Source organism: Catenovulum adriaticum, assembly GCF_026725475.1.
Taxonomy (GTDB): Bacteria; Pseudomonadota; Gammaproteobacteria; order Enterobacterales; family Alteromonadaceae; genus Catenovulum; species Catenovulum adriaticum.
The window spans coordinates 2,416,515-2,442,011 of the sequence record NZ_CP109965.1 but is presented as its reverse complement, the minus strand read 5'-3'; the positions used below and the strand labels follow the sequence as shown (position 1 = coordinate 2,442,011).

Here is a 25,497-nt window from a genome sequence, read left to right as displayed (position 1 = left end):
AAAGCACATTGAGTTATTGACTTGATGCGCTTTGTTATCTTTACACAGTATGAGTGGCGCCCGCTACCAGCTCAATTGAAATTTATTAATACTTCTTCGTTTTATCGCTTGCCACTATCTAAGTTGCACGTTAGTTTATTGATTATCCCTTCTTTCATAAAGATGATAACTCAAGGAATTGAAATGAAATTTTATAAACGTTCTTTATTAGCTATAGCCGTAGCATCCGTTTTTTCTACTCAAGCATTGGCTGATAGCTGGTGGGATAAAGCTACTGATTTTCTTAAACAATCGAGTGACACTAGCGAATCGTCTACTGAAGCTTCAGGTCAATCAAACTTAGCAGTGAGTGAAATTGCAGATGCATTTAAACAGGCACTGAAAATTGGTTCAGAAAAAGTGGTGAGTCAACTGGGGCAAACCGATGGTTTTAATGCGGATCCACAAATTCATATACCGCTTCCCAGTGAGTTGCAAAAAGTACAATCAGTATTAGATAAAGTTGGAATGGGGTATTTAGCGGACGATTTGGAGCTTAAGCTCAATCGTGCGGCAGAAGCTGCTACACCTAAAGCAAAAGCATTATTTGTTCAAGCGATTCAAGAAATGAGTTTTAATGATGTGAGAGATATTTATGAAGGTGAAAAAGACTCAGCGACCCAGTTTTTTAAACAAAAAATGTCAGCTCAATTAAGCGCTGAAATGAAGCCTATAGTGGATGATACCATAGCTCAAGTGGGCGCAGTTCAAGCGCTAGATAAGCTAATTGGTGAATATAAAGATTTACCTTTTGTGAGTAAAGTTAAGACAGATATTAGTGAGCATGTTGTTAATAAAGGCATGGAAGGGATTTTCCACTATATTGCCAAAGAAGAAGCCGCTATTCGTGAAAACCCCTCAGAGCGCACCACAGACTTACTTAAAAAGGTATTTGGTTTATAAGTTTGATTGATTGAGTTGCTCTAAATAAATCAAACCTGAATCTATTATTTGGGCATCAGGTTTGCCCAAATAATAACCTTGAGCATAGTCAAATCCCATTGCTTTAGTTTTATTGAGCAAAGCATCTGAATCAACAAATTCGGCCACAGTTTTTATCTCCATCCGTTTCGCGTATCCAATAATCGTTGCCACCACAAGTTCGGTTTTTGCATCCGTTAGTAAACGCTTAATGATAGAGCCATCAATCTTCAAGTGATCAGCATTTAAATCAATTAGATGAGAAAAGTTAGCGTAGCCAGTTCCAAAGTCATCTATGGATAATCGACAACCTAAAGATTTTATTTTTTGGGTAAACTCGTTGATTTGTTCATGGTTTTCGATGCCTTCATTTTCAGTCACTTCAAAAGTGATATATTGTCCGACATTATCTTTTGAAAGTTGCTTTAATAAATAGTTAACGGTTTCTTGATGGTAAATGTCAGCTAACGTTAAGTTAATTGAAACATTGACGCGCTTTTGTTTAATCAACTGAATTGATTTATCGAGCATTATTTTGGTAATGAGAGGATACTGACGGTTCTTTTTCGCTATTTCTAAAAAGTGAAATGGAGATACAACGCTGCCGTCTTTATCTATTAGCCGTACGAGTGCTTCATAGCTACAAATATGGCCTGTTTGTACGTTCACTATAGGTTGAAAGTATGCTGTGATTCGGCCAGCAAATAAAGCTGATTTAAGCTTTCTGGACCATACAGCGTTATGAGTTTGTTTTTCTTGTAACAATAAATTAGGCTGGTAAACGGACCAGCTCTTTCTTTCTTGCTTAGCATTATTAAGTGCAGTTGTTGCTTGGTTAATGCGCTGAGAACTGCCGCTAGAACTAATCCCCGCGACTACATTAATTGATATATTTAAATCGCCACTAATAAAAGTATAGTTTTCAAGCTGAAATATTAAGTTTTCGGTAAATGTTATCGTTTGCTTATTAGTGAAATGCGACGGTAGTAAGATGGCAAAAATATCACCAGATGTACGATAAAGATCCATACCTCTAATTAAATGATTTCGGGCGACGCGAGTGAACTCTTGCAATAGCTTGTCACCAATTTGATTACCATAAAAATTATTTAGTACACTAAAATCATTTATATCAATAAGTAGCAAAATTTGGTCTGGCGAGAGCTTAAGTTGGTTAATGAGTTTTAGTCGGTTAGGGCATTCAGTCAACGCATCTCTTTGTTGTTCTTCGATAAGTTTATTCCGTTGTTTTATTATCCATACCGCGCTTAAAATTGTCAGAATAGCAATGGCACACAAAATAATACTTAACCAAAAAATAGTCGTTTTATACCGAGTAAAAAAATTGCTGGGTTGATTAATTATTTTAACATCGTTTAATAAAGCTTGGTTAGGGGTTAAACCTAAATCTTGAATTTTATCCCAGTGCAAGATGAATTCTGTTGGTGGGGAAATAATCGGAGAGGTGGATTCTATTGATTGGCCTTGGATAATTTTAACTGCTAAATCAGCGGCTAACTGACCGTATGGCGTAGTGGGCTGAAAACCACCTAAAACCCCCTCTCTTACTCTACTGTTTTTAAAAACAGGCCGATTTAATTGGGAAAGATTGTCTAGTAACTCATTGGTACTCATTATCTTGTTTTGCTGGTTTAAAATAGCGCCCAAGGAACCGGAAACTATAGGAGAATTTGGATATTTTTTAATTTGTTTCAGTAAGTCACTATAGTGGCTTGCTTTGATATGAATCACTTTAATAGAGGACGTTCCGTCTACATCTTGAACAGTTAATTGCTGCGCTATCGCTTCATCGGTTGTAGAGGTATCTCCTAGAAATAGGAGTTGCTCTGTTTTCGGTAATAATTTTTTTATAAACTTTATATTGGTATTTAAATCTTCGTTCTGAAATACCCCCGTGACATTTTGATGTATTGCTTGTTTGAGTAAATTCATATTATTAACCCCTGAAAATACAATTGGGGTTTGTTTGATAAATTTTGCTGGCTGGTTTAATAGAATTTGAGCTGCGGGGTCATCCGTTACATAAATTAAATCGGGTGGGAACTGTAAATATTTTTCATTTGCATAAGCATAAAACCGATTTATTAGTTGGGCGTTAACAGGAATATGCTTAGCATTGAGGTATTCCACCGAAAAGCTAATATCGTATTCTGGCAATTTTTGGATTAGTTCAGCTCTAAACTCTTGATCTTGCTCTTGAGTCCACAAATATGACTGGTGATACGAGTGAACTGTCAAAATGTGTAAAGGTTGCTTTGCTAGTACTTTATTAATAATTAACAAGCATAAGGCTGACACCAAAAGAGGTCGAAACATTAAATAAACCTGTTTATGCAAAGAGCCGTTATTATAATCTAATCAGCTTAGCACTTTTTATTAAAATAGTTATAAAATTTACGATTGAGTTTAATATTTTTTTAAGTAGCTAAACATTAGTCATTTTCAATTTGAGGCTCTGGAAAGTATTTGCGAACTTGCAATACGATACCCATTTTAGGGTGGTCAAAGTAATGTACTTCACCACTGATAATGCGCTTGTTTTGTTGAAAATAAATAGGATACAAAAATGCTTTATCTTGCGTTGCGGGCTGGCCTGATGAAGAATTTGATGCGAATTTTTCGTTTTTCAAATGAGGATGCTGACCCACTTCCCTTAAATTAAACTCTGTTTCAATGTATAAATAATGACGCAGATATATTTTAAATAATCCATCTAGTTGCCAAACATCTTCAGGTTTTGATTGCAGTTGCTGGGCTTGCCAAGCTTGTGTTTTTTTATCCATTAGTGCGGTTTCTGGCTGCCAGCTTTGGTTATTTATTTTATTTAAAACGTGCTGAATATTATTTTGTATTTGATTATAGACCAGCTTGTTGTCTGCTGGGGTGATTGATTCAGATTTAGCTTTAGCTTGCGTAGTGTGCTCAGTTGGCAATGCATCTTCGGCTTGAACCATTTCACCATTATATTGAAACTGTTTTGCATAGTTTTGACCTGCAAAAACACGCCATGGTGTTTCTTGCGACTCTGACTTGACTACTTGGCGCCACCCCATATGTAACAGCGGTGTCATATCATCACGCCAAGCTAACTTGGCTTTTAATTCGTCCAATTGCAGAGCTTCTTCTGGTAGCAAATAAGGTCCAGTTTCATTTTTAGGCGCTGGAGCTTCAATTGTTACTGGTAAAGTCGGTGTGAAATGCTGGCGCTCTAGTGCAATGAGTTGTTCACGATCTGGTTCAAGTAAGTTCGGCTGGGGTTGCAAACAGCTAATGTTAAAATGCCAGCTGGGTTTATTAAACGCAAAAGTAATGGCTTCAATATCAAAACTAAAGTCGCTGGTGGTTGTCGTTTGCGATTCTGGTTCATGTAGTGAATAGCTTGAACCTTGGTCATTACACTCAGGCAATAATGCGCGTACTTTTGTGATATCTGGATTATATTGTGGGCTTATTAAATCACGTGCATTTATTAGGTTAATGGACTTAATTTGAGGGTTAAAATTTTCATTTAATACATCTGGCGAATTGCGTTTAAAAATAAGTAACTCAACCTCAAACCAGCGGTCAGCTGCTTGTAAATAAGATGAGTATAGATTTAAAGCTAAAACGCAGAGCAAAGCTTGCAAAATGTTATTCATAAGTATTGTTAAGCCGTTAGTTTTTGCGCGAAGTCATTTAACATAGAGTCTACCAGTTTGATCCGCTCTCGGGTATCTTCCACGTTAATATTAAACCTTAATTTATCTGGTCCAGCCATCGAATAATATTGAGGTTGTGATTGAATCAAGCCAATAATAAAACCAGGGTCAATTTTAGTTTGTTGACTAAATTCAATTACTCCTCCTCTGGGACCAGCTTCTAAACGTTTTATAGATAACTGACTGGCTTTTATACGAAGTAAATTAACTTTAATCAGGTTTTTAGCCGCGTCGGGTAATAAACCAAAACGGTCAATTAATTCAACTTGAAAATCATCTAATTCATTAGCGGTTTTACAGCTCGCTAAACGTTTATACAGCGACAAACGCAGGTTTACATCGGCAATGTATTCGTCCGGAAATAGGGCAGGTATTCTTAACTCTACTTCAGTTTGATTTTGTAGTACATCGTCAAGCGAAGGTTCTCGACCCTCTTTTAAGGCTTCTACTGCTTGCTCTAACATATCCATATATAAGCTAAAACCGATAGAACTAATTTGCCCACTTTGATCTTCGCCTAATAACTCCCCAGCGCCTCTAATTTCTAAATCGTGGGTGGCTAGCGCAAAGCCTGCTCCTAAATCTTCTAAATTTTCAATAGCGGCAAGGCGCTTTTGGGCGTCTTTCGTCATCCGCTTTGGATGCGGTGTCAACAAATATGCATAAGCTTGGTGATGTGAACGACCAACTCGGCCTCTTAATTGGTGAAGCTGGGCTAAACCAAAATTATCGGCTCGGTCTAAAATAATGGTATTGGCGCTTGGTACATCAATCCCTGTTTCAATAATGGTGGTACAGACTAAAACATTGTATCTTTGGTGGTAAAATTCTGACATGACGCGTTCAAGTTCACGTTCTCGCATTTGACCGTGAGCCACAATTACATTGGCTTCTGGCACCAGCTCTTGAATGGTTTGTGCCGTTTTATCTATCGTTTCGACTGCGTTGTGTAAAAAATAAACCTGACCGCCGCGCATTATTTCACGTGATACGGCTTCTTTAACTATATTCTCATCGTATTGACGAACAAAGGTTTTCACGGCCAATCGTTTTTTCGGAGGCGTGGCGATAATAGATAAATCCCGCATGCCACTCATGGCCATATTTAAAGTTCTTGGGATTGGGGTCGCCGTCAAGGTTAAAATATCGACATCAGCTCGACGAGATTTAATTAATTCTTTTTGTTTAACTCCAAATCTGTGTTCTTCATCGACAATTAATAGGCCTAAGTCTGAAAACTTAATGTCTTTTGATAGGAGTTTATGCGTACCAATAATAATATCAATTTTGCCTTCGGCTAGTTCAGCTAGCGCCGCATTTTGTTGTTTAGTGCTTTTGAAGCGAGATAATACTTCAACTTTAATTGGCCAATCTGCAAACCTGTCTTTAAAATTATCATAATGTTGCTGAGCAAGGAGCGTGGTAGGGACTAAAACTGCTACTTGTTTGCTCTCGCTAACTGCTGCGAAAGCTGCTCGCATGGCTACTTCTGTTTTACCAAAGCCGACATCACCACACACCAATCTGTCCATTGCATTGGCTGATTTCATGTCTGATAACACATTTTGAATTGCATTTTGTTGATCTTCTGTTTCTTCAAACGGAAATCCTGCGCTAAATTTGCGGTAATCGTTTTTATCCAGTTTGAATGAAAAGCCCGGCTTGGCACTGCGACGGGCGTATATATCTAGTAAATCAGCCGCTACATCTCGTACTTTTTCTAACGCTTTGCGTTTGGCTTTGTCCCACGCGTCACTGCTGAGTTTATTCAGCGGAGCATGGTCGGCATCACCGCCAGTATAGCGGGCAATTAAATGTAGAGAGGAAACGGGCACATATAGTTTTGAATCTGCGTATTCTAAAGTAACAAATTCGGTAGGCACACCGCCAGCATCTATTGTTTGTAAACCGCTATAACGGCCTACACCGTGATTAATATGCACAACCGCTTGGCCATGTGTTAGTTCTGCTAAGTTTTTAACCACCGCATCTGTTGTGGTAACACCGCCTTTTGCTTTATTTTTGCGAGTGCGTTGGATTACTCTATTACCCAATAACTCAGTTTCAGTAATGAAGGCGATACGCTGCTGATTAACGGTTGCGACAAAACTATGTTCAAGCTCTGAAATACAAACGCCTAGCTTATCATTACTGGTAACAAAGTCTTGTACACTGGTTTGATTTTTAAGTTTTAGCTTAGCTGGGGTGAGTAATTCTTGTAAGGTTTCTCGTCGGCCTTGAGATTCCACCAAAAACAAAACCCGATCAGTTTGAGCCTCAATAAATTGGGTTAATGCCGCTAAAGGTTGTTTTAATTGGGCGTTTACTGCAATTTCGCCAATTGGTGTGGTAGCAAAGTTAGTTCTTCCGGCTTTATCTTCTACAGTGCTTGTGGATACCTGCACACGAGGAAATTGCTTTAACTTAGCAAACAATTCGTCTGTGGTTAAAAATAACTGATTGGGCGCTAACAATGGCCTTTGTTTATCGTACCTTCGGTTCTCGTATCTTTTATTAACTTCTTGTTGAAAATGCTCTGCGTGCGTTTGAATTTCACTGCTTAATACGAGCGTGCTCTGGCTGGGTAGGTAATCAAATAAGCTGGCCGTCGTTTCAAAAAATAGTGGTAAATAATATTCAATACCGGCCGGCATAATTTTTTTACTGACTTGATAGTAAATAGACTCTTTATCTGTACTGGGATCAAATTGTGCTCGCCAGTTTTGACGAAAAGTTTCAATGCCGGTTTCATCAGTTGGAAATTCATGCGCGGGCAATAAATCAATTGAATCAATGGCATCGCCGCTGCGCTGAGTTTCCGGATCAAACAAACGAATTGAATCAACTTCATCATCAAAAAAATCAATTCTAAATGGATGTTGGCTACCCATAGGAAATAGGTCGAGTAACGAGCCGCGAACGCTAAACTCACCGTGCGCCATGACTTGTTCAACCAAACGGTAGCCCGCTTTACTTAAACGCTCGCGCATTTGTTGTATATCAAGTGTCTCGTTTTTATTTAAAATAAGCGTGTATTGTTGTAAAAAATTAGCAGGGGCCATTTTCATCAATAGGGTATTGACGGCAACAACAAATACGCCTGATTTTTTTTGTAGCTTATTTAAGGTATGTAAACGTTGTGAAATGATATCTTGGTGAGGCGAAAAGGTGTCATATGCTAAGGTTTCCCAGTCAGGGAAAAAGTACGCATCTAGTGTTTCGTCTGCTAATACGGAGTCGATTTCAGCCCACAATTTTAACGCGCTGCTGGTATCTGGTGTAATCAGTAAAACCGGCTCAGTTTGCGATAAAGCGAGCTGACTTATCGCGATAGCTTGGCTGCTGCCGTGTAACTGCCCCCAACGGATAATGTCGGCGGTATTTTTAGATGAAGATTTTGGGCGGCTCGGAGTTAAGATTTCACAAAGTGTCATTATTAAATAAACAATTATTGATGAGTTAATTTGCGGCTAGTTTAATCAAGTTTGTAAATAAACGCCATTTTAATGAAAATTTTCAATATCAAATTAGCCCAATAAACTATTTCACAGTATGCTTATTAACGGATAAGCTAAAATTAAGAGTATACAGAGTTAAATGGAGATTACTGTGATTGAGCGTATATTGGATGGTAGCTTAATGCCGCATGGGCAATGTTTATTGTGGCGCGCCGACTTACTTTTTTTGCATTTGGTAGGCGATTTTTTAACCGTGCTAGCCTACGCTTTGATTCCCGGCGCTTTGGTGTACTTTATTTTTAAGCGTGAAGATTTAAGGTTTAATTGGGTCAGTGTATTATTTGCTGGTTTTATTGCGTTTTGTGGATTAACGCACGCTATTGGGCTAGTAAACATTTGGCATGGCTACTATTTTATTGAGGGTATGGTTAAGCTGCTTACAGGAGTTGTCTCAATTGTTACTGCTTATATGTTATGGCGCTTAATGCCATCATTTTTATCCGTTCCTAGTATTGCGATGCTAAAACAACGAAATCACGAGCTTGAATCTGTTAGAGCTGAACTTGAACGAGCGAATAAAACACTGGAAGCTAGAGTTAAACAACGCACCTATGAATTAGAAAAAAAAGCGAATACGGATTCTGTAACGGGCTTATCCAACCGGTTTTCAATTATTGAAAAATTACAAAGTAACTTTTTTCATTTTCAGCGTTACAAGCGAACCTTTTCCGTATTAATGATAGATATAGATCATTTTAAACAGGTTAATGATTTACACGGACATCAAGTTGGTGATCAAGTATTAGAAGAGGTGGCTAAAAGCATTAAAAAAACATGTCGCCAAACTGACTTTATTGGTCGTTATGGTGGCGAAGAGTTTTTAGTGATATTACCTGAAACCGGTAGTGAACCTGCAACTAAATTAGCACAACGAATTAGAGCTAACATTGAAGCTTTACCTTTATCAATTGACAGCCACGTCACCTGTAGTATTGGGGTTGCACATATTGAACCAGGTTTAAGCCAAAAAACTTTAGTAAAACAAGCTGATGAGGCCATGTACTCGGCTAAAAATTCAGGACGGAATAAAGTTGTCGCTTATAAAAGCAAAATTTAATGTTATTGAATTTAAGTATTGGTTGAATAATTATTCTTAAATAATGGTTTTTTATTCTTTATTGTTTTATCACATCTTGTTAATCTGAGGCGTAAACGTGCCTCTAAACTCAAAACGGCTTAATTTATTTAGGAGAAATTTAAATGTCTGAGCAATCTGTTACCCGAGCAACCTTTAATGAGGTTATGTTACCTAATTATGCCCCGCTGGAAATGATACCAGTTAGAGCGCAAGGCTCGCATGTTTGGGATCAAGCAGGTCGCGAATATATTGATTTTTCTGGTGGTATTGCGGTGAATTGCCTAGGGCATTGCCACCCTGATTTAGTAGCCGCAATTCAAGAACAAAGCCAAAAGCTTTGGCATGTCAGTAATATTTGGACTAACGAACCAGCGTTAGAGCTAGCTCAGCGATTAGTAAATGCGACTTTTGCCGATAAAGTATTTTTTTGTAATTCAGGTGCCGAAGCCAACGAAGCTGCATTAAAGTTAGCCCGTCGTTATGCGGTTGATAATTATGGCGAAGATAAAGATCAAATTATTGCGTTTAAACAAAGCTTTCACGGGCGAACCTTATTTACCGTAACGGCGGGTGGGCAAACCAGTTATTCGGATGGGTTTGGGCCTAAACCGGGTGCAATCGATCATGCTATTTATAATGATTTAGAATCACTCGAAGCGTTAATCTCAGATAAAACTTGTGCCGTGATTATGGAGCCAATGTTAGGTGAAGGAGGGGTTACGCCAGCCACTAAAGCATTTATTGAAGGCGTGCGGGCCTTATGTGATAAATACAATGCTTTGCTTATTTTTGATGAAGTGCAAACCGGTTTTGGCCGCACCGGTTATTTATATATGTACCAAGCGTATGGTGTAGTGCCTGATATTTTATCAACCGCCAAATCATTAGGGGGTGGTTTTCCTATTGGTGGCATTTTAACAACAGATGAAATAGGTAAACATTTAAAATTTGGTACGCATGGCACCACTTATGGCGGTAATCCATTAGCGTGTGCGGTTGCAAATGCAGCTTTTGATATTATTAATACAGATGCTGTATTAAGTGGTATTGAGCAACGTGAACAAATGTTTCGTGAACATTTACAAGGCATCAATGATAAATATCAAGTGTTTTCTGAAATTAGAGGCCAAGGTTTATTATTAGGCGCAGTGGTTAATGAAGCGCATCAAGGCCAAGCCCGTGAATTTATGGCAGCTGCAATGGAACAAGGGCTCATGTGTTTAGTAGCCGGTGCTGATGTGGTTCGTTTTGCGCCTGCTTTAGTCATTGACCCACAAGATATTGCTGAAGGCTTTGCTCGGTTTGAAAAAGCAGTAGCACGAGTTGTCGCGGCTGATTAAGCAAGCTAGCCTGAATCTGAATTTAAATTTACCTTAAGCAAAATAGTGCGCCGCGTTTTTGTTATAAGCGTTTTTGTTATAAATAAAGCGCGGCGCTTTTTATTTTTAAAAACGACAATAATCGCTGAGATACTATTTAGTTTATTGAGTGAAAGAATTTAGGGTTTTATCTACCAAACAGCACATATTTGCTCAGGTTGGGATTTCATATAACAAGAAGCTATGAGCGAAAAGCAGACGGTCCAAGTCGTTTAATACTATTGGCTCTATTCTACAAAGCGAATGTTCCGCTAACGCATTTTTTCGCCTCATAATATTAGCTAGAAAATTTTGCTTAATGGGCTTACAACACCGTTTGCCCCTTGTTGTAAAACATGAGTGTAAATCTGTGTGGTTTTGACATCAGAATGGCCCAATTGTGCTTGAATGGTGCGAATATCGGCGCCACTTTGCTATAGATGCGTTGCAAATGAATGACGCAAGGTATGCGGTGTTATTATCTTTGTTAATCCCGATTTTTGAACAGCTTTTTTTATTTCTTTTCTTATACACGAGTGATGAAAATGATGTCGTCTTATTTCACCACTCTGAGGATCTGTACTTAATATATGAGAGGGAAATAAATACTGCCACGCGAGTGATTTTGAGGCAAAAGGGTATTTTTTTGTTAAAGCATATGGCATCCATACGCCAGCATATTCCGGATTATTTAAATCAAGTTTTAGATAGTCATCAACGTGCAGAATTTGATTTCTCAGCATAGGTATTAGCTCGGTGGCCAGCGTTACAATACGATGTTTATTACCTTTGCCATTCCATACTTGAATGCACTTGTAATCAAAATCAATATCTTTCACTCTTAGTTGCACCGCTTCCATTACTCTTAAACCACTTCCGTACATAAGGGCTGCAATAAGGTAATAACGCTTATTTAAATGAGTCATAAGCAGCTTAACTTCTTCTGGCGTCATAACTACAGGTAGTTTTGCTTGTTTTTTACTGCGGGCAAAATTTAAGTTTAACGACAGTTGTTTTTTTATTATGTGTTTGTATAGAAATGACAATGAATTGAGTGCCGTGGCTTGCGTTCGTGGTGCAACGTTTTGTTTTAACACTAAGTACTCTAGATAGCGTTCGACTTCATTGTCTCCCATTGAGGCGGGGTGGCGCTTATCATGAAAATGGATATAAGATGCAATCCATTTTAGGTACGTATCCACGGTGCGTAATGAGTACTGACGTACCAACATATAATCAGCGATATGATTCAAAAATGGAGAGCGCGTTTTCATGTCATCACCAATACAAATAACTGTATATATATACAGTTTAGTTGTTGTGCTCCCATATTCAAGAAAATGAGCGACGAGCGCACTTTCTTTTTTTTTGAATCTCTTTAGCGTCAATAAAAAATTATAGTTGGCAATGCATTACGTTATTTGTTAAAAATAGATTTATTAATACATGAGCGTGACATCGGCAGAAATATGCGCGACGCGCGCACTATAAATTGTTATAGCTCAAGGTAGAGTATGCGTAAATTCCTAATTCTTTTATTATTTTCTATACCAAGTTACGCAACTAGTGTTTTCTATGAATTTATTGAATTGAAAAGTGATGATTTCAAAAAGCTAAAGATTTTTGCTTCTAACGGGAATCGTTCAACTGAAATCCATGAATTTTTTGTTCACGTACCAAATTCATTGGACGGAAACAAGCTGCAATCGATATCTTTAGAGTTGTGGCAGGATCAAGAAATGCTTTTTTCATCTTTGTCTGAGTTTTCAATATACAACGAGGGAAGTCGCTCTGCTTTTCCAGTAACTTTGAAGGTAGATACAGGGGTAAGAGTTAAAGCAACGTTATGCTATGCACATAAATGTTTAGAAATAAATTCTATTAGTACTTTGCCAATTAAAGATGCAGAGTAAATTGAGCTATAACAAGCGCCTAAACCCCGACAATGTTGTGTTGTCATGGTTTTGGCAAACAACGCAAAAAGCCACGCCAACACATTGCGTGTTAGGCGGGCGTTATATTGCAGGATGAAATTGAAGCACCTATTTATCGGAACAGTAATCCATTTACTTGTTTTAATTGTATTTCTATTTTTGGGATTGGGTGCATCACTTGGGCTTGGCTTTAAAGATGACTTAACCTTATTCGAAGAAGTATATAAGTTCTTTGTATATTACGGCGCAATGGTAATTACTAGCTACTTTCCGTTTACTGATACCTTTGTAAAACTGCCAGGCGCAATTCAAGTGGGCTACTACTTACTCAACAGCATTTTACAAAGTGCAGCAATAATATATGTTTATAAAAAAGTACGGCGCAACAATGCAATATAACAAGTTGCTCAAGTTCGTTCGTAAACTCACTGGGACAATTAACAGTTGGCTTGGCGCTTCGCGCAAGTATAGCCAACTGTTAATTGCCCCTTAGCAAAGCGTTATAGCTAGCAAGGATAATCATGAGAATCTTTCAAGTTTTGCTTTTTCTGATGCTAATATCTGGATGCGTTCAACATCAAAAACTTGAAGGTTTAGATGTCGCATCCATAGAAAAATCATCACTCGAACTTTTAACTAGATACCCTCAGAATATCGTTCTAAACCTTGAAGATTTGCAAACTTCACTATTAGTATTAAATCCACAGGCAGTCCGAATAGACGAGACTGGCATCTATATCTCACTTGAAAAACTGTTTGTCGAAGAGAGTGGATTGTTCATACCGCGTTTGGGTTATTCTCCAGATTTATCAATGGGCTTAGATCCTAGTTTTAAGTTATTGAAGAGTAGGACATATAGTTACTTGGTGAAAGGCTAGCTATAACAAGTCGATGAAGTAAAAGGACATAAAATCATTGGCTTATCGCTCGTCCCTCGCTAAAGTATAACCAATTATTTTATTGCCTCTTATCGAGGCGTTAGCAGTACAGGAAGTTTCGAGAATAAATCATGGATACGAGTTCATCTAAAACTAAGTTTTCCTTTCTTTGGGCACTAGACATATCTAAAGGTATTCTATCCTTAATCTTTGCTATTGCTGGTATCAAAGTTTTGTTATCGCCTGGAGAAGATCCTATAAATGTTATTCTTTGGCGCTTAGTTGAGATCTCACTAGTTGTAGTTCCTGCAGTAATCCTTTGTGGCTTTGTTTATGCTTTAATCAACTACGATAGTTTAGTCGCAAGTGAAATAGAGTCTCAAAAAAATAGTAAAAGCAAATAATTAAGTGGTAATGTACTGCTAACACATATGAGCTTCCCCGAGGTCAATAGGTAATAGTGATCTTTTCGGCAACTTTTCGGTTGTCGAATCCAAGTTAATCAGCAAAACGATCTACTTCGTCTGTCATTAATGGCTGTCAGGTCACTATACAAATGGCTAAACAGACGCAGTCAAAGGCACAGTTTTAACTGGCATGGGTTTAAAGATATGCTAGGATATTTTCAAATAAAACCACTCCGGGTCAGCAAACGGCTGATTGCAGTAGATTGGTATTAGGGGGCTTTGTGTTTTACACGGGCAATGATATTAATGAAGAGCCGGATGCGGTAATTCCGCACGTCCGGATCTGTATGGGGGCGGCTCAGTAATGGGTCGTTCTACCATGACTATTCCTAGTCAGAACCCGAACAGTATTTAAATAGTGGAGTTTAGCTTGAACGAATTTTCATTAGAGGCTTTAAGTGAAAAAATTTATAACCATAAAACAATAGACTATTTTGAAGAGATAGTTAGTTCATATAATAATAAGAGCTTCCGCTCCGCTACCGTAATGCTTTGGTCGGTAACTGTTATTGATCTGGTTTTCAAACTTACTGACTTAGTAGACTTACATGAAGATAAGTCAGCAAAAGCCATCCTAAAAGAAATGATAGATATTCAATCAAAAGACAGAAAAAGTTCAAGGTGGGAGTTGAAGCTTGTTGAAGAAGTAGCAAAACGGACAAACTTATTAAGCTCTGATAACGTTTGCTTTTTGGAATACTTATATCAGCAGAGAAACCTATCTGCGCACCCAGTCTTAGACTCAAACTTGGAGCTGCATAGACCAAATAGAGAAACAGTAAGATCATTAATAGTAAATTCTGTAGATGGTGTTTTGTCAAAACCTCCTTTTTTCTCTAAAGATATTGTCGGTAATATAGTTGAGGATTTGGAAGCATCCAAAGAGTACTTGGAAGATGATAAAAGTAAGCTTAAACATTACCTAGAAAGTCGATTTTTTTCAAAAATGACATCAAAAGTCGAAATGGAGGTGTTTAGGTCTTTATGGAGGTTTGTTTTTAAAATGGAGAATGAGCGAGCTTCAAGCAATAGAAATATAAACTTCCTAACTTTAAGCTACCTATATAAAAAACACTCTTCCCAAGCGCTTGAGATGATCGGCAAAGAAATTGATTATTTCTCTGATATATCAAAGGAAAGAAAGACTGTTTCGGCCTTAATTAAGCTGCTTTCTCGAAATCCTGAAATATATAAGAAGCTAAACAAAAGTGCCACGATAATTGTTGATGATATTGTTGGAAAAAAAGAGAGAGATTTTTATTATTCAAACTTTCAATATGATAGCTTAGCTGATTTCCATGATGAACTTCTTGCTTATTTGCTTGATGATGGGGGCAGTATATTGAAATCAGATTTGGTGCATTTATTTACGCTTTCTGATTCTCCTGAATGGAAATCGAGAGTAAGGATATTAAGAAATGCTTATTACGGAAAAAGTGGATGCTTTGACTCAGCAGAGACTCGCTATAATAAATTTATTTCACCCGTTCTTAAAAAATACAAAGAAACCGAAATGATTGATCTAATTGAAAGAATCAATAGTAATAGTCAGATTTATGGGCGAAGCTTTAATAAATATATCAATAAAAGAGTAAAAGAGGCCTCTGATAAACTACTGGGTGACGAATATGATTATTCTGCATATCCCAACTTTTTAAGCGCAATAGAATAGGAATATAATAAATAAGGATATGTTGCGCGAAGCCGCAACTTAATCCTATTGTTGGACAAGCCCGGTGTTGAGTTCTGCTTATATAAGGAAATAAATCGGTTTGTCGTCATGGCTGACTTTTTTCAAGGCGAGTGAAGTTAGACCGTTTTCGGCCGTGATTTTTAACGCATTGTTTTCATGTTAGTTTTTGTTTCTCCTGTCAGTTTGTTTAATGCTTTAGGTGAGCCATCATCCATGCAGTCGTAAACACTTCCTTGTTTTACCTCGTCGTCATATTAACTCGTTTACGCACCATCCCAGTACAAACCATTTCATGATGGCAGCACGGGCAAGTAACCTTCGGTCTTGGTGTTGGTATTATCTCAGGCAACTTCACTTTCAACCAGAGTTGAATACGACTGAGCTTGAGTTTGGCATTACCATGCAGCAACCCCATATTGCGGCTGCGGCGAAACCCTTTTGGCAAGGTATGTTTGATAACACGCCATAAAAAATCAACGGCGTTATCACAGCGCGAAACAAACTGTTTCGTTTTACTCTCTTTATATTGCCAAGTAACGGTATGCTTGTTGAGTGCGAGGATATTTTTTCAGCAATCACGCCGCGATATAAATAACGAGATAAATAAATGAGCGCCTTTTCACCTTGCTCGACATGCTGACAATCTGCTATCCAGCTTTTAGGTGAGCGTGGTACTTTGAATTTTGCATCGGTTAAGGCTTGGTGCATTTTAGCGCGAAAAACTTTGGCTAAATTTTGGGCATTAAACAAATAACGTCCGCGTTTTTGCTTAACCAGCTGACCTGATTTATCCAGAGCCAGCGCAGGCACAATACAATGAACATGCGGATGAAATTCAAGTTGGCGAGAATGGGTATGTAACACCATACAACAGTCAAATTGCGCGCCCAGTTGTTTATCGCGGTTAAAAAAGCTGGCTAAGGTATCGGTCGCACTGTTAAATAAAGCATTAAATACTGTTTTCTGGTACCCATAACATAATCCACGCCACTGACTGGGTAGGGTAAACGTCACTAAGTAATATTGAGTTGGTAATAACCTTTGTTGCTGGTGCTGCAACCACTTCATATTATGATGTTGCTGACAACGTGGACAATGGCGATTACCACAAGATGGGTAATTTTGTTGAAGCGTTTTACAATCACGACATTGATATTCAATACACCCCAGCGCTTGCGTATGGCAAAGCTGAATGTCATCCAATACGCGAAGATGCTCAGGTCGAATTTGATTGGCATATTTTTCAATCATCGCGTTTGCGTATCGATTCGCTATGATGGCTAGATTAATCATGAGTATCCCCTTGCCAATGAATCGATAAGCTATCCACTAAATCGTTTAGCATTAGGGCAGAATTTTGGGCGGTTTCTTGCGTCATCCGGGTATATTTAGCGGTTGTATCTGGATTGGCATGACCTAAAAACAACTGAATACTACGCAAGCTTAATCCACGCTCAAGCATGTGAGTGGCAATGGAGTGTCGCAGGGTATGAATATGCACATTTTTACTAATACCCACTTGTTTGGCGACTAACTTAATCGCTTTTTGTACACCGCCTTTATCCATCACCATAGGTTGACCATTACGCTCAAATGGTGGTTTGCCACCGGGGAAGAGTAAAGTTGGATGACGGTGGGTTTTCCAATAGCGGCGCAGGGCTAATAATGTTACTTGGGGTAGTGGAACAAAACGGTCTTTTTTAGATTTAGTGAAGCGTAAATGTACCCGCATTAAATGACTATCAATGTCAGAGACGGTTAAACTCAGCGCTTCACTTAAGCGCAACCCTAAACTATAGGTGACTAAAAAATAGGTTTGATAACTCAGTTTACGAGTCGCGTTAATAATGAGCTCAATTTCAGTGGGCGTCAGCACATCCTGCACAGTTTGTATTTTGGGTGGTTTAACGATGTCGACCCAAACCCACGGGCGGTGCAGTATGTGCTTGTAGCAAAATTGAATGGCATTACGCGCAATTTTAACCGCACTCCATGATTTATTGTCAACCAGATAGAGGAAGTAACGTTTCAAATCTTCAACGGATAAGTCGTCTGGGCAAGTATCAGAAAAGTCAGCAGTTTGGCGCAAGGCCCGACTATAACACTCAATGGTTTTATCGCTTTTACCTTGCAATTTTAACTCGTTGATATAAGTTAAATATAAAGTATGAAATTGAGTTTGATCGTGGCTGTTCATGGTGGTGGACTCCAATTAAATGGCTGCCAGTATTAGCAGTTATTTAATTAAAGCCACGATCGCTTTATTCTGCCGCATAGCGGCTTCGTCCAACAAGTTGCTTAAACGGACAAAAAACAGTTGGCTTTTGCTCGTTCCTCGCTAATTTTAGCCAACAATTTTTCGCCGCTTAGCAAGGCGTTAGTGCGACAAGCGAAGCTTGGCGCATCTTACAGGGTGAAAGTCCTTGTCTGGTAAGGCCTAGCCAGCCACCAGTATCGAGTCTTGCGTGTTGTGCGGAGATTATGGATTATTGAAGATTTTCCCGTGGTGCGGCCACACATAATCGAACAAGCAGTGCGAAGCGTAGACAGAGAATGATATAGGCCATAGGGGATGCGCGTCCCTGAAGTGTTGCGATCGCTGCGAAAACTAAGAATTCTGATTGACGAGGCCTGTAACGCAGTCGAAGTCCAAGCTAAGCAACCGACAAGGCAAGGTTGTGGTGAGTCAGCGCAGTTCTAAAACCGTGGCATGTATCAAAAGATGTGTTGAGAACTTGTGAGACCCAGTATAACTCCCAAAGGATATGGGTAGGGGTGCTGAGCAAAAAGCGAGGCGAACGATGGTGTATTGGGAGTCGGACCACTCATAGTAGTCTGAAAACGGGAAAGCCGTTTACATGGCGAAGGGGTTGGCGGTTATATTGCGTTTGTAACGGAAACATAAACCGGACATGTAGGGCTGGATATTGTATGAAAACTAAGGTACAAACTATACATTCAGTTGAGCTGAAGATTGATTAAATTATCCTCGGGTGAAATGGAGAAGATGGCTAAATTAAGCAACTTTGTGAAGGCAATAAACTGCGCGGTAAATAATATAACTGAGGAGCCGGATGCGGTAATTCCGCACGTCCGGATCTGTATGGGGGCGGCCCAGTAATGGGTCGTTCTACCATGACGGTTTCGTTGTTGTGACTACTAATCCCGATTAGTCATAGTTGTTTTAGGGAAGAAACAAGGAGATGAAATATGAAAGTATCAATCCACGCTAAGAACTTACTTAATCCAAACCATATGGAATGGACAAATGACGGGAGATTACTGGCATCTGAATTTAGTGCGGGAAGAGTCAAAGATGTCACAGCTGGCGGCGACATGTCGAATGTTAAGCCATTTGCCAAAGGCCTATCTGGCCCTGCTAGCATCTTGCCTTTGGATGATGGAAAAGTCTTAGTGGCTGAAAATTGGGCAGGTAAAGTAACTGATATATCTACTGGTGGAGATGTTTCAAATGCTAAGCCATTTATTTCTGGAAGATCAAATCCATACAGCCTTGCTAAAAAAATAAAAAATGGCACAGAAAAGTTATATGTAAGTGAGCACTATAATGGCCGGAATAGTTGGATATCAGATATAACAGACCCTGAATCACCTTCAATTTATGTTGATAACATACCCGCAAGACCCGGAGCTCCGGGTCTGACTCCTGACGTGAATTTTGACGATTGGCAACACTATGCGTCCGCTGGTTGCGTAATAAATTGGCAGGATGGTGGTGGTTCAGCACACTTCATATCTGTTGGTGGTCTAGGACAAATTCTTGACGTTACGGATTCTGGTGGAGACTACATTGACTTATTAAAGAACAAGCGCGCCGTAGCTTGGGATTTAGGGCGGTTGGGTGCTATAAAAGAACACCCTACAAATGGCTTACTTTATGCCGTAGAGCCTGAGAGGGGCGATGTCGTAGCAATTGATCCTGCTCAACCAAAAAATATGAGATTTGAACCACCTGTTATTCGAGGGCTAAATTTTCCAACTTGCCTAAGGTTCTCTGCTGATGGAAGCATCATGTATATATGCTCGCAAGGTGATGGAGTTGTCTGGAAGGTTGAAGATTTTTAATACACCTAACACATATGAGCCTCCCCGAGGTCAATAGGTAATAATGATCTTTTCGGCAACTTTTCGGTTGTCGAATCCAAGTTAATCAGCAAAACGATCTACTTCGTCTGTCATTAATGGCTGTCAGGTCACAATCGCCTACAGCAAACACATATAGAGGCTCTCTTACAGCGGTCTCACCACAAGCCTGTTTTGTTTTAATCCGTTAAGTTAAACAGGGGCACTAGACATTCATCGGTTAACCTTCATATGGCACTATTCAAGTTGGCGGGTTTAATAAATTACCCAGTTAGTAGCAGGCTCAAAGAAGGTGTAAACGATTTTGCTGATTAAATTAAATGCACGCCAACCGGATGTCTAATCAAGGCCAAGAGGCTAGCTAGCGGTGAAACATAAACCCTGATGAACCTAATTTAATGGGTTAGTTACGAATTAACGCAGGATTTAGTGTGTTTTCTGCTTAAGCTTCCAGTTAGACGTTCAGCTCATCCGGTTGCGTGACTGACTTAACCTAATAATCGTGTTTCATCGAATACCTTTTTATTTTTAAGCATAAAATAGACACAGCGTCCTAACTTATGAGCCAGCGCAGATAAGGCTTTTGCTTTGCTCATTTTCTTTTGTAACTTAACTAAATATTTTTGAGCTTTTTCATTGCCGCGCAAATACAAAACGGCCGCCTCAGAAAAAGCCCACTTGAGGTGCTGATTACCAATTTTATTGCCTTGAGTACCGTAAGATTTGCCAGCCGATTCAGCTTTGCATTTAACTAATCGGCAATAAGACGCAAACTTTTGAACGGAATCAAAACGCGCAATATCCCCAATTTCATAAATAATTGTTAGCGCAAGGATTTGACCAACACCAGGAATGGATTTGAGTAAATGGAAATCGACCGGATTATGCTGTTTGGCTTGTTTTTCGATATACCATTGGATTTTAGACAGTTGGGCATTGATATCACTAATCAAATTTAAATCTAAATCGATATTGGTTTGGATTGTTTTATCCTCGAATAAGCCACGCATTTGTTCTCTAGCATTGGGATAGCGCAGGTTTAAATTGTTGGGTGGTAAATTGTATTGTCCAGTCGTATTTTTTACATGCGCTTTTAAATCTGCACCAAAACGCATGATGCGCATTCGACGACGTAATAAATCGCGTGTGGCGCGCATATTTGATGGGTAGACATAGGCTAAAGGAAAGGTGCCACCCCGAATCAAAGATGCAATTTTAAATGAATCAATTTTATCGTTTTTAGCTTTCCCGCCATGAATGGCTTTCATGTAAAGGGCATGGCCTAAAATAAAATCAATGCCATGCTCCTGACAAAAATCAGATACCCAATACCAGCAGTGCATACATTCGACGCCAACCACGATATTACCAATGTAAGGTTCGAGTAATTGAAGTAGTTTATCAGGTGTTGCTTTAATTTCTTTGTGTAGCACTTTGTTGCCATTTTGGTCTAAAATGCAGACATATAAAGAACGGGTGTGTAAATCTATTCCGCAGTAATAGGGATGCATGTTATTGTAAAAATTCATTGAGTCTTCTCCTTGTAGTTGGCGCTTTTTAGCTTAGCCAATTATGGCAGGCTAAAGAGGAGGCTCAATGAGTATCAAGTCATTTCAGCAGGACAAAAAACAGCTGGTTTTTGCTCGTGCCTCGCTAATTTTAACCAGCTATTTTATTGCCTCTGAATGAGGCGATACGTACAGGGAGGTTTCGTGCTAATTTTCTTCATTATTTTTTCTGCAATGTTTGTTGTAAATATTGTTGTTATATCGAAATTAAAAAGTAAATATCCCAAAGTTTTAGATAAAGCTGGCTCCCCTTCTGGTTTGCTGAGCAATACTACCAATGCTTCATTTACGTATGGTTTTATTGGCTTAAGATTGTACCGACATGAAAATCTGGACTCTAACACTATGAATTGGTGTAACTTACTTTTTATTATTGCTTGGTTATTTCTAATTAATTTCGCTTGGTTTTCATATAGTATGATTGAAGCGAGGTTATAGTACGTATAATAAATAAGGATATGTTGCGCGAAGCCGCAACTTAATCCTATTGTTGGACCGTTTCTCTGCATCCTGCAGTCACGGCATTAGTGCATCCTTGCACGTCACAAGCCCGGTGTTGAGTTCTGCTTATATAAGGAAATAAATCGGTTTGTCGTCATGGCTGACTTTTTTCAAGGCGAGTGAAGCTAGACCGTTTTCGGCCGTGATTTCTAACGCATTGTTTTCATGTTAGTTTTTTTCTCCTGTCAGTTTGTTTAATGCTTTAGGTGAGCCATCATCCATGCAGCCGTAAACACTTCCTTGTTTTAACTCGTTACAACATTTATTCGTTTGCGTATCATACCTGTGCACACTATTTCATGATGGCAGCACGGTAACCGTCGGCTAAAGCACACCTAAACATTCATTGTATTTTCGCTAAGCTCACTTCTTTTTAATAACAGGCGTGAGTCATGCAGACTAATCGAACACAACAATGGCTGGATTTAATTCGCCAGCAACCGAGCTCTGGCTTAAACATTCAAGATTTTTGTCTGCAAAATAACTTAGCGACATCTACTTTTTATAAATACCTAAAGCAGCTAACGGCCCAATCTAGCTTCAGCAAAGTAACGATTCAAGCTGAACAAGTAACTCATCAGAATATGGCTGAGCCCGAATCTATTTTTTAATGGGTCGTTCTACCATGACAATTTTTTGCGCATCTTGCTTGAGTCAGCTAACTAGCTGATAGCCGACATTAAATAACCCACGCTTGAGCTTCTGGCACTGAGCTGCCATTAATTGCTAGATTTGATTTAATTCTAAAAATCAAAGCTGCCCGTTCAAGTTAACACTTATTCAACTCAGCGCATACAATTGACAGCTAACCCCTAAAAAGTCATTTTGCCTCAAATCTCAAATCTCTCACTTTCAAACTGAATTTATTACAATTCACATTCGCCTATTTCATGCTATTCTTTGTCTATCATTTTTTATATCAATAATAAATAACGTTATTAATGACTAAAGCCTCAAAAATAGCTGTAATTGGCGCAATGGAACAAGAAGTCGCCATTTTGCGAGAACAATTAAATGACCGCCAAGTTGAAGTTCACGGGCCTTGTATAATTTATACCGGTCGAATTGATCAGCACGAAATTGTATTAGTGCAAAGCGGTGTTGGTAAGACGGCTGCTGCGATGGCAACCACTTTGCTATTGGATAATCATCACCCTGATATTGTTTTAAACACAGGCTCAGCCGGCGGTTTTGCGAGCGATTTAAATGTAGGCGATTTGGTGATTTCAAATCAGGTTCGCCATCATGATGTTGATTTAACCGCGTTTGGTTTTGAAATAGGACAAGGCTTTGGTTTTCCGGCAGCGTTTGATTCAGATCCAGCGTTAATTAAACGAGCTCAGCGAGCGGCTGATCTACAGCCTGAACTGCAAACTAAAATTGGACTTATTTGCTCAGGCGACAGCTTTATGGCTTGCCCTGACAAAGTTTTAATCGCCCGTCAAAATTTTACAGACATGATAGCGGTGGAAATGGAAGCTGCCTCAATTGCCCAAGTTTGTGCCCAATTTAATACGCCTTTTGTGGTGGTTAGAGCTTTATCTGATATCGCGGGGAAAGAGTCACGTGGCAGTTTTGATAGTTTTTTAGCGCAAGCTGCGCAACATTCATCTCAGTTAGTTCTTGACTTTATTAGGTTAGGTGAGTGACTCCGTATCTAGCTGAATTTGCAGATTTACCCGATTTTGTCATTCGAGTGGCTATTATCTTAGTTGCTTTAGTGCTGAACTGGCGTTTGCCAATTGCTAAACGATATCATCCAATTTATTTTTTTCAGCAAGTAGCAGAGCGTCTAGCCGATAAAGTTCATCCTGATCCTGACAGACATAAGAAGCAGTTACTTATATCTGGTTTATTAGCCATGTTGTCAGCTGTCTTGCCTGTCGTGATCATTTTTTATTTATTTTTGCCTTTGGTTGAGTTTCCGTGGTTTATTGATTTATTAGTCGTTTGGGGTTGTTTAGGTAATCAAGAATGTCAGCAAGCTAATTTAAAAATTTATCTTGCGTTAACTAACAATCAAAAATTTTTAGCCCGCGACCGGCTTAGCGACTGGGTATTACGAGATACTCAAAATTTATCAGAGCTAGGTATTATTAAGGCCAGTATTGAAAGTCAAACGTTAAGAAGCGGCTATTACTATCACGCGATTATATTTTGGTATTTATTAGCCGGCCCTGTTTGGTTATTAGCTTTTAGGTTGTTGTTAGAGCTCAATACCAGTTGGAATGCTAAAATTTTACGTTTTAGTGATTTTGGCAAACCTACGCAGTTACTGTTACATATTTTAGCTTGGCTACCGTTGCGTTTATTTGCTTTTATTTTAGTTTTAGGTTCAGGGGTAAACCGAGCAAAACAAAGTGTTAAAACCTATAAAAGTAGCTGGCTTTATACTAACAATTTATGGCCATTGGCAGCCGTGTCTCAAACTTTAAAAGCACAGTTGGGTGGGGCAGTCAGCTATGCCGGTAATAAAACCCGCCGGCCTCAACTCAATCAATATAGGGCCGTTTCGCAAAGCGATATGCTCAAAGTTGATAAAATTTTACGTCGTTCACAACAGATCTGGTTGATAATCATTGTAATTACCGCCAGCCTCGTTATGATCGGTCATCGTTTTTTTTCATGGTAAATTCAGGCTTCACAAAATGCGTAAATATCAGGTATACGGCTTAGGCAATGCTTTAGTTGATCAGGAATTTGAAGTAACAAATGAATTTTTAGCTGCTAACAAAATTGAAAAAGGGTTCATGACTTTATTAGATGAAGCGCAGCATATTGATTTGTTAAATAATTTAACTCAAGAATTTGGGTTAATTAAACGTGTTGGCGGTGGTTCAGCGGCCAATAGCATGGTGGCTATCTCACAATTTGGTGGGTCAACTTTTTATGCTTGTAAAGTAGGCGATGATGAAACCGGTGAGTTTTATTCTGCAAACTTAAAACAAGCTGGTGTGCATAACCGTGTCTCTGAGCTTAATTTAACCGGCCAAACGGGTAAGTGTATGGTCATGGTGACGCCCGATGCAGAGCGCACTATGAATACGTATTTGGGTATTACTGCAGACTTATCTGAAAATGAATTATTTATTGATGAGCTAGGTGACGCGGATTATTTATATATTGAAGGTTATTTAGTGCCTTCTGATACCGCTCGCCAAGCTATAGCCAAAGCTAAGCAGCAAGCTAAGCAGCAAGGCTGTAAAATAGCGGTCACTTTTTCAGACCCTTCAATGGTAAAATACTTTAAAGCAGGTGTAGAAGAAGTATTAGGAACTGATCCGGTTGACATTTTATTCTGTAATGAAGAAGAAGCATTAACTTTTACCGGTGAAACTGAATTAGGTAAAGCAGCTGATGCTTTATTAAAACGCGCAAAACAAGTGGCTATCACCCGTGGCGCAAATGGTGCCAGCATTTACAGCGAATCAGGTGTTATTACGGCAGAGTCACCTAAAGTGACAGCGGTTGATAGTAACGGTGCGGGTGACATGTTTGCAGGTGCTTATTTATACGCTATTAGCCAGAACTGGACAGTGCAAAAAGCCGCTAGCTTTGCCTGCGCAGCCGCTGCTAAAGTTGTTACGCAATTTGGCCCACGAATTAGTGAAGCTGAGCAACAAAGTATACTGACCGAATTTAAAGCATAAATAGCAAGTCAACGCGACTTAGCTATAGTAAACAATCAAATTTAAACTGAATTAGAATAACTGGAGCAA

General features: G+C 39.0%; 17 protein-coding genes and 2 pseudogenes. 12 read left to right on the top strand and 7 right to left on the bottom strand.

The window, feature by feature from the left end; translation table 11 throughout:
* Positions 1-183 precede the first annotated feature (183 nt).
* On the top strand, positions 184-942 hold the full coding sequence (locus OLW01_RS10625) for a DUF4197 domain-containing protein (protein WP_268073895.1): 759 nt from the start codon (positions 184-186) through the stop codon (positions 940-942).
* On the opposite strand, the gene OLW01_RS10620 is transcribed toward OLW01_RS10625, so the two are convergent.
* The 3 genes from OLW01_RS10620 to mfd all read right to left on the bottom strand — a co-directional run bounded on the left by OLW01_RS10620 (position 937) and on the right by mfd (position 8,113).
* Positions 937-3,297, bottom strand: coding sequence for an ABC transporter substrate binding protein (locus OLW01_RS10620; RefSeq protein ID WP_268073894.1), 2,361 nt, complete (start codon positions 3,295-3,297; stop codon positions 937-939). The genes OLW01_RS10625 and OLW01_RS10620 overlap by 6 nt on opposite strands.
* Positions 3,298-3,413: 116 nt before the next feature.
* Positions 3,414-4,619 carry a CsiV family protein gene (locus tag OLW01_RS10615; RefSeq protein WP_268073893.1) on the bottom strand — a complete coding sequence of 402 codons (1,206 nt, stop codon included), beginning with the start codon at positions 4,617-4,619 and terminating at the stop codon, positions 3,414-3,416.
* Between the two features lie 8 nt (positions 4,620-4,627).
* Entirely contained in the window at positions 4,628-8,113 is a 3,486-nt protein-coding gene (gene mfd / locus OLW01_RS10610; protein WP_268073892.1) for a transcription-repair coupling factor, read from the bottom strand.
* Between the two features lie 175 nt (positions 8,114-8,288).
* On the opposite strand from mfd, the gene OLW01_RS10605 reads away from it, so the two are divergent.
* Both OLW01_RS10605 and OLW01_RS10600 read left to right on the top strand, forming a co-directional pair.
* On the top strand, positions 8,289-9,254 hold the full coding sequence (locus tag OLW01_RS10605; RefSeq protein ID WP_268073891.1) for a GGDEF domain-containing protein: 966 nt from the start codon (positions 8,289-8,291) through the stop codon (positions 9,252-9,254).
* Positions 9,255-9,397: 143 nt separating this feature from the next.
* Entirely contained in the window at positions 9,398-10,615 is a 1,218-nt protein-coding gene (locus OLW01_RS10600; RefSeq protein ID WP_268073890.1) for an aspartate aminotransferase family protein, read from the top strand.
* A 320-nt stretch (positions 10,616-10,935) separates the two neighbouring features.
* Here the strand turns inward: OLW01_RS10600 and OLW01_RS10595 are convergent.
* Positions 10,936-11,907, bottom strand: a pseudogene (locus OLW01_RS10595) (integron integrase).
* Positions 11,908-12,147: 240 nt separating this feature from the next.
* Here OLW01_RS10595 and OLW01_RS10590 point away from each other — a divergent pair.
* The 4 genes from OLW01_RS10590 to OLW01_RS10575 all read left to right on the top strand — a co-directional run bounded on the left by OLW01_RS10590 (position 12,148) and on the right by OLW01_RS10575 (position 15,584).
* A complete protein-coding gene (locus OLW01_RS10590; RefSeq protein WP_268073889.1) occupies positions 12,148-12,546 on the top strand; it encodes a hypothetical protein in 399 nt (132 codons plus the stop codon).
* A gap of 45 nt (positions 12,547-12,591) precedes the next feature.
* Positions 12,592-12,966, top strand: coding sequence for a hypothetical protein (locus tag OLW01_RS10585; RefSeq protein WP_268073887.1), 375 nt, complete (start codon positions 12,592-12,594; stop codon positions 12,964-12,966).
* A gap of 610 nt (positions 12,967-13,576) precedes the next feature.
* Complete coding sequence (locus tag OLW01_RS10580; protein WP_268073885.1) at positions 13,577-13,849, top strand: hypothetical protein; 273 nt, start codon at positions 13,577-13,579, stop codon at positions 13,847-13,849.
* 433 nt (positions 13,850-14,282) lie between these two features.
* Complete coding sequence (locus tag OLW01_RS10575) at positions 14,283-15,584, top strand: hypothetical protein (protein ID WP_268073883.1); 1,302 nt, start codon at positions 14,283-14,285, stop codon at positions 15,582-15,584.
* A gap of 259 nt (positions 15,585-15,843) precedes the next feature.
* Here OLW01_RS10575 and OLW01_RS10570 read toward each other — a convergent pair.
* Positions 15,844-16,856 (bottom strand): annotated as a pseudogene (locus OLW01_RS10570) (IS91 family transposase).
* Between the two features lie 34 nt (positions 16,857-16,890).
* Positions 16,891-17,802, bottom strand: coding sequence for a tyrosine-type recombinase/integrase (locus OLW01_RS10565; RefSeq protein WP_268073881.1), 912 nt, complete (start codon positions 17,800-17,802; stop codon positions 16,891-16,893).
* A gap of 1,013 nt (positions 17,803-18,815) precedes the next feature.
* Here OLW01_RS10565 and OLW01_RS10560 point away from each other — a divergent pair.
* Complete coding sequence (locus OLW01_RS10560) at positions 18,816-19,691, top strand: YncE family protein (RefSeq protein ID WP_268073879.1); 876 nt, start codon at positions 18,816-18,818, stop codon at positions 19,689-19,691.
* Between the two features lie 506 nt (positions 19,692-20,197).
* On the opposite strand, the gene OLW01_RS10555 is transcribed toward OLW01_RS10560, so the two are convergent.
* Positions 20,198-21,238, bottom strand: coding sequence for an IS110 family RNA-guided transposase (locus tag OLW01_RS10555; RefSeq protein ID WP_268073878.1), 1,041 nt, complete (start codon positions 21,236-21,238; stop codon positions 20,198-20,200).
* Between the two features lie 932 nt (positions 21,239-22,170).
* Here OLW01_RS10555 and tnpA point away from each other — a divergent pair.
* The 4 genes from tnpA (at position 22,171) to OLW01_RS10535 (ending at position 25,428) form a co-directional block, all read left to right on the top strand.
* Positions 22,171-22,389, top strand: a complete 219-nt coding sequence (tnpA, locus tag OLW01_RS10550; RefSeq protein WP_268073876.1) for an IS66 family insertion sequence element accessory protein TnpA — start codon at positions 22,171-22,173, stop codon at positions 22,387-22,389.
* A gap of 330 nt (positions 22,390-22,719) precedes the next feature.
* Entirely contained in the window at positions 22,720-23,427 is a 708-nt protein-coding gene (mtnN, locus tag OLW01_RS10545; protein ID WP_268073875.1) for a 5'-methylthioadenosine/S-adenosylhomocysteine nucleosidase, read from the top strand.
* Positions 23,424-24,410: a cobalamin biosynthesis protein CobD/CbiB gene (locus OLW01_RS10540; protein WP_268073873.1), complete on the top strand. Its 987-nt coding sequence runs from the start codon at positions 23,424-23,426 to the stop codon at positions 24,408-24,410. Before mtnN ends, OLW01_RS10540 begins: the two co-directional genes overlap by 4 nt.
* A 16-nt stretch (positions 24,411-24,426) precedes the next feature.
* Positions 24,427-25,428: an adenosine kinase gene (locus OLW01_RS10535; protein WP_268073871.1), complete on the top strand. Its 1,002-nt coding sequence runs from the start codon at positions 24,427-24,429 to the stop codon at positions 25,426-25,428.
* Positions 25,429-25,497 lie beyond the last annotated feature (69 nt).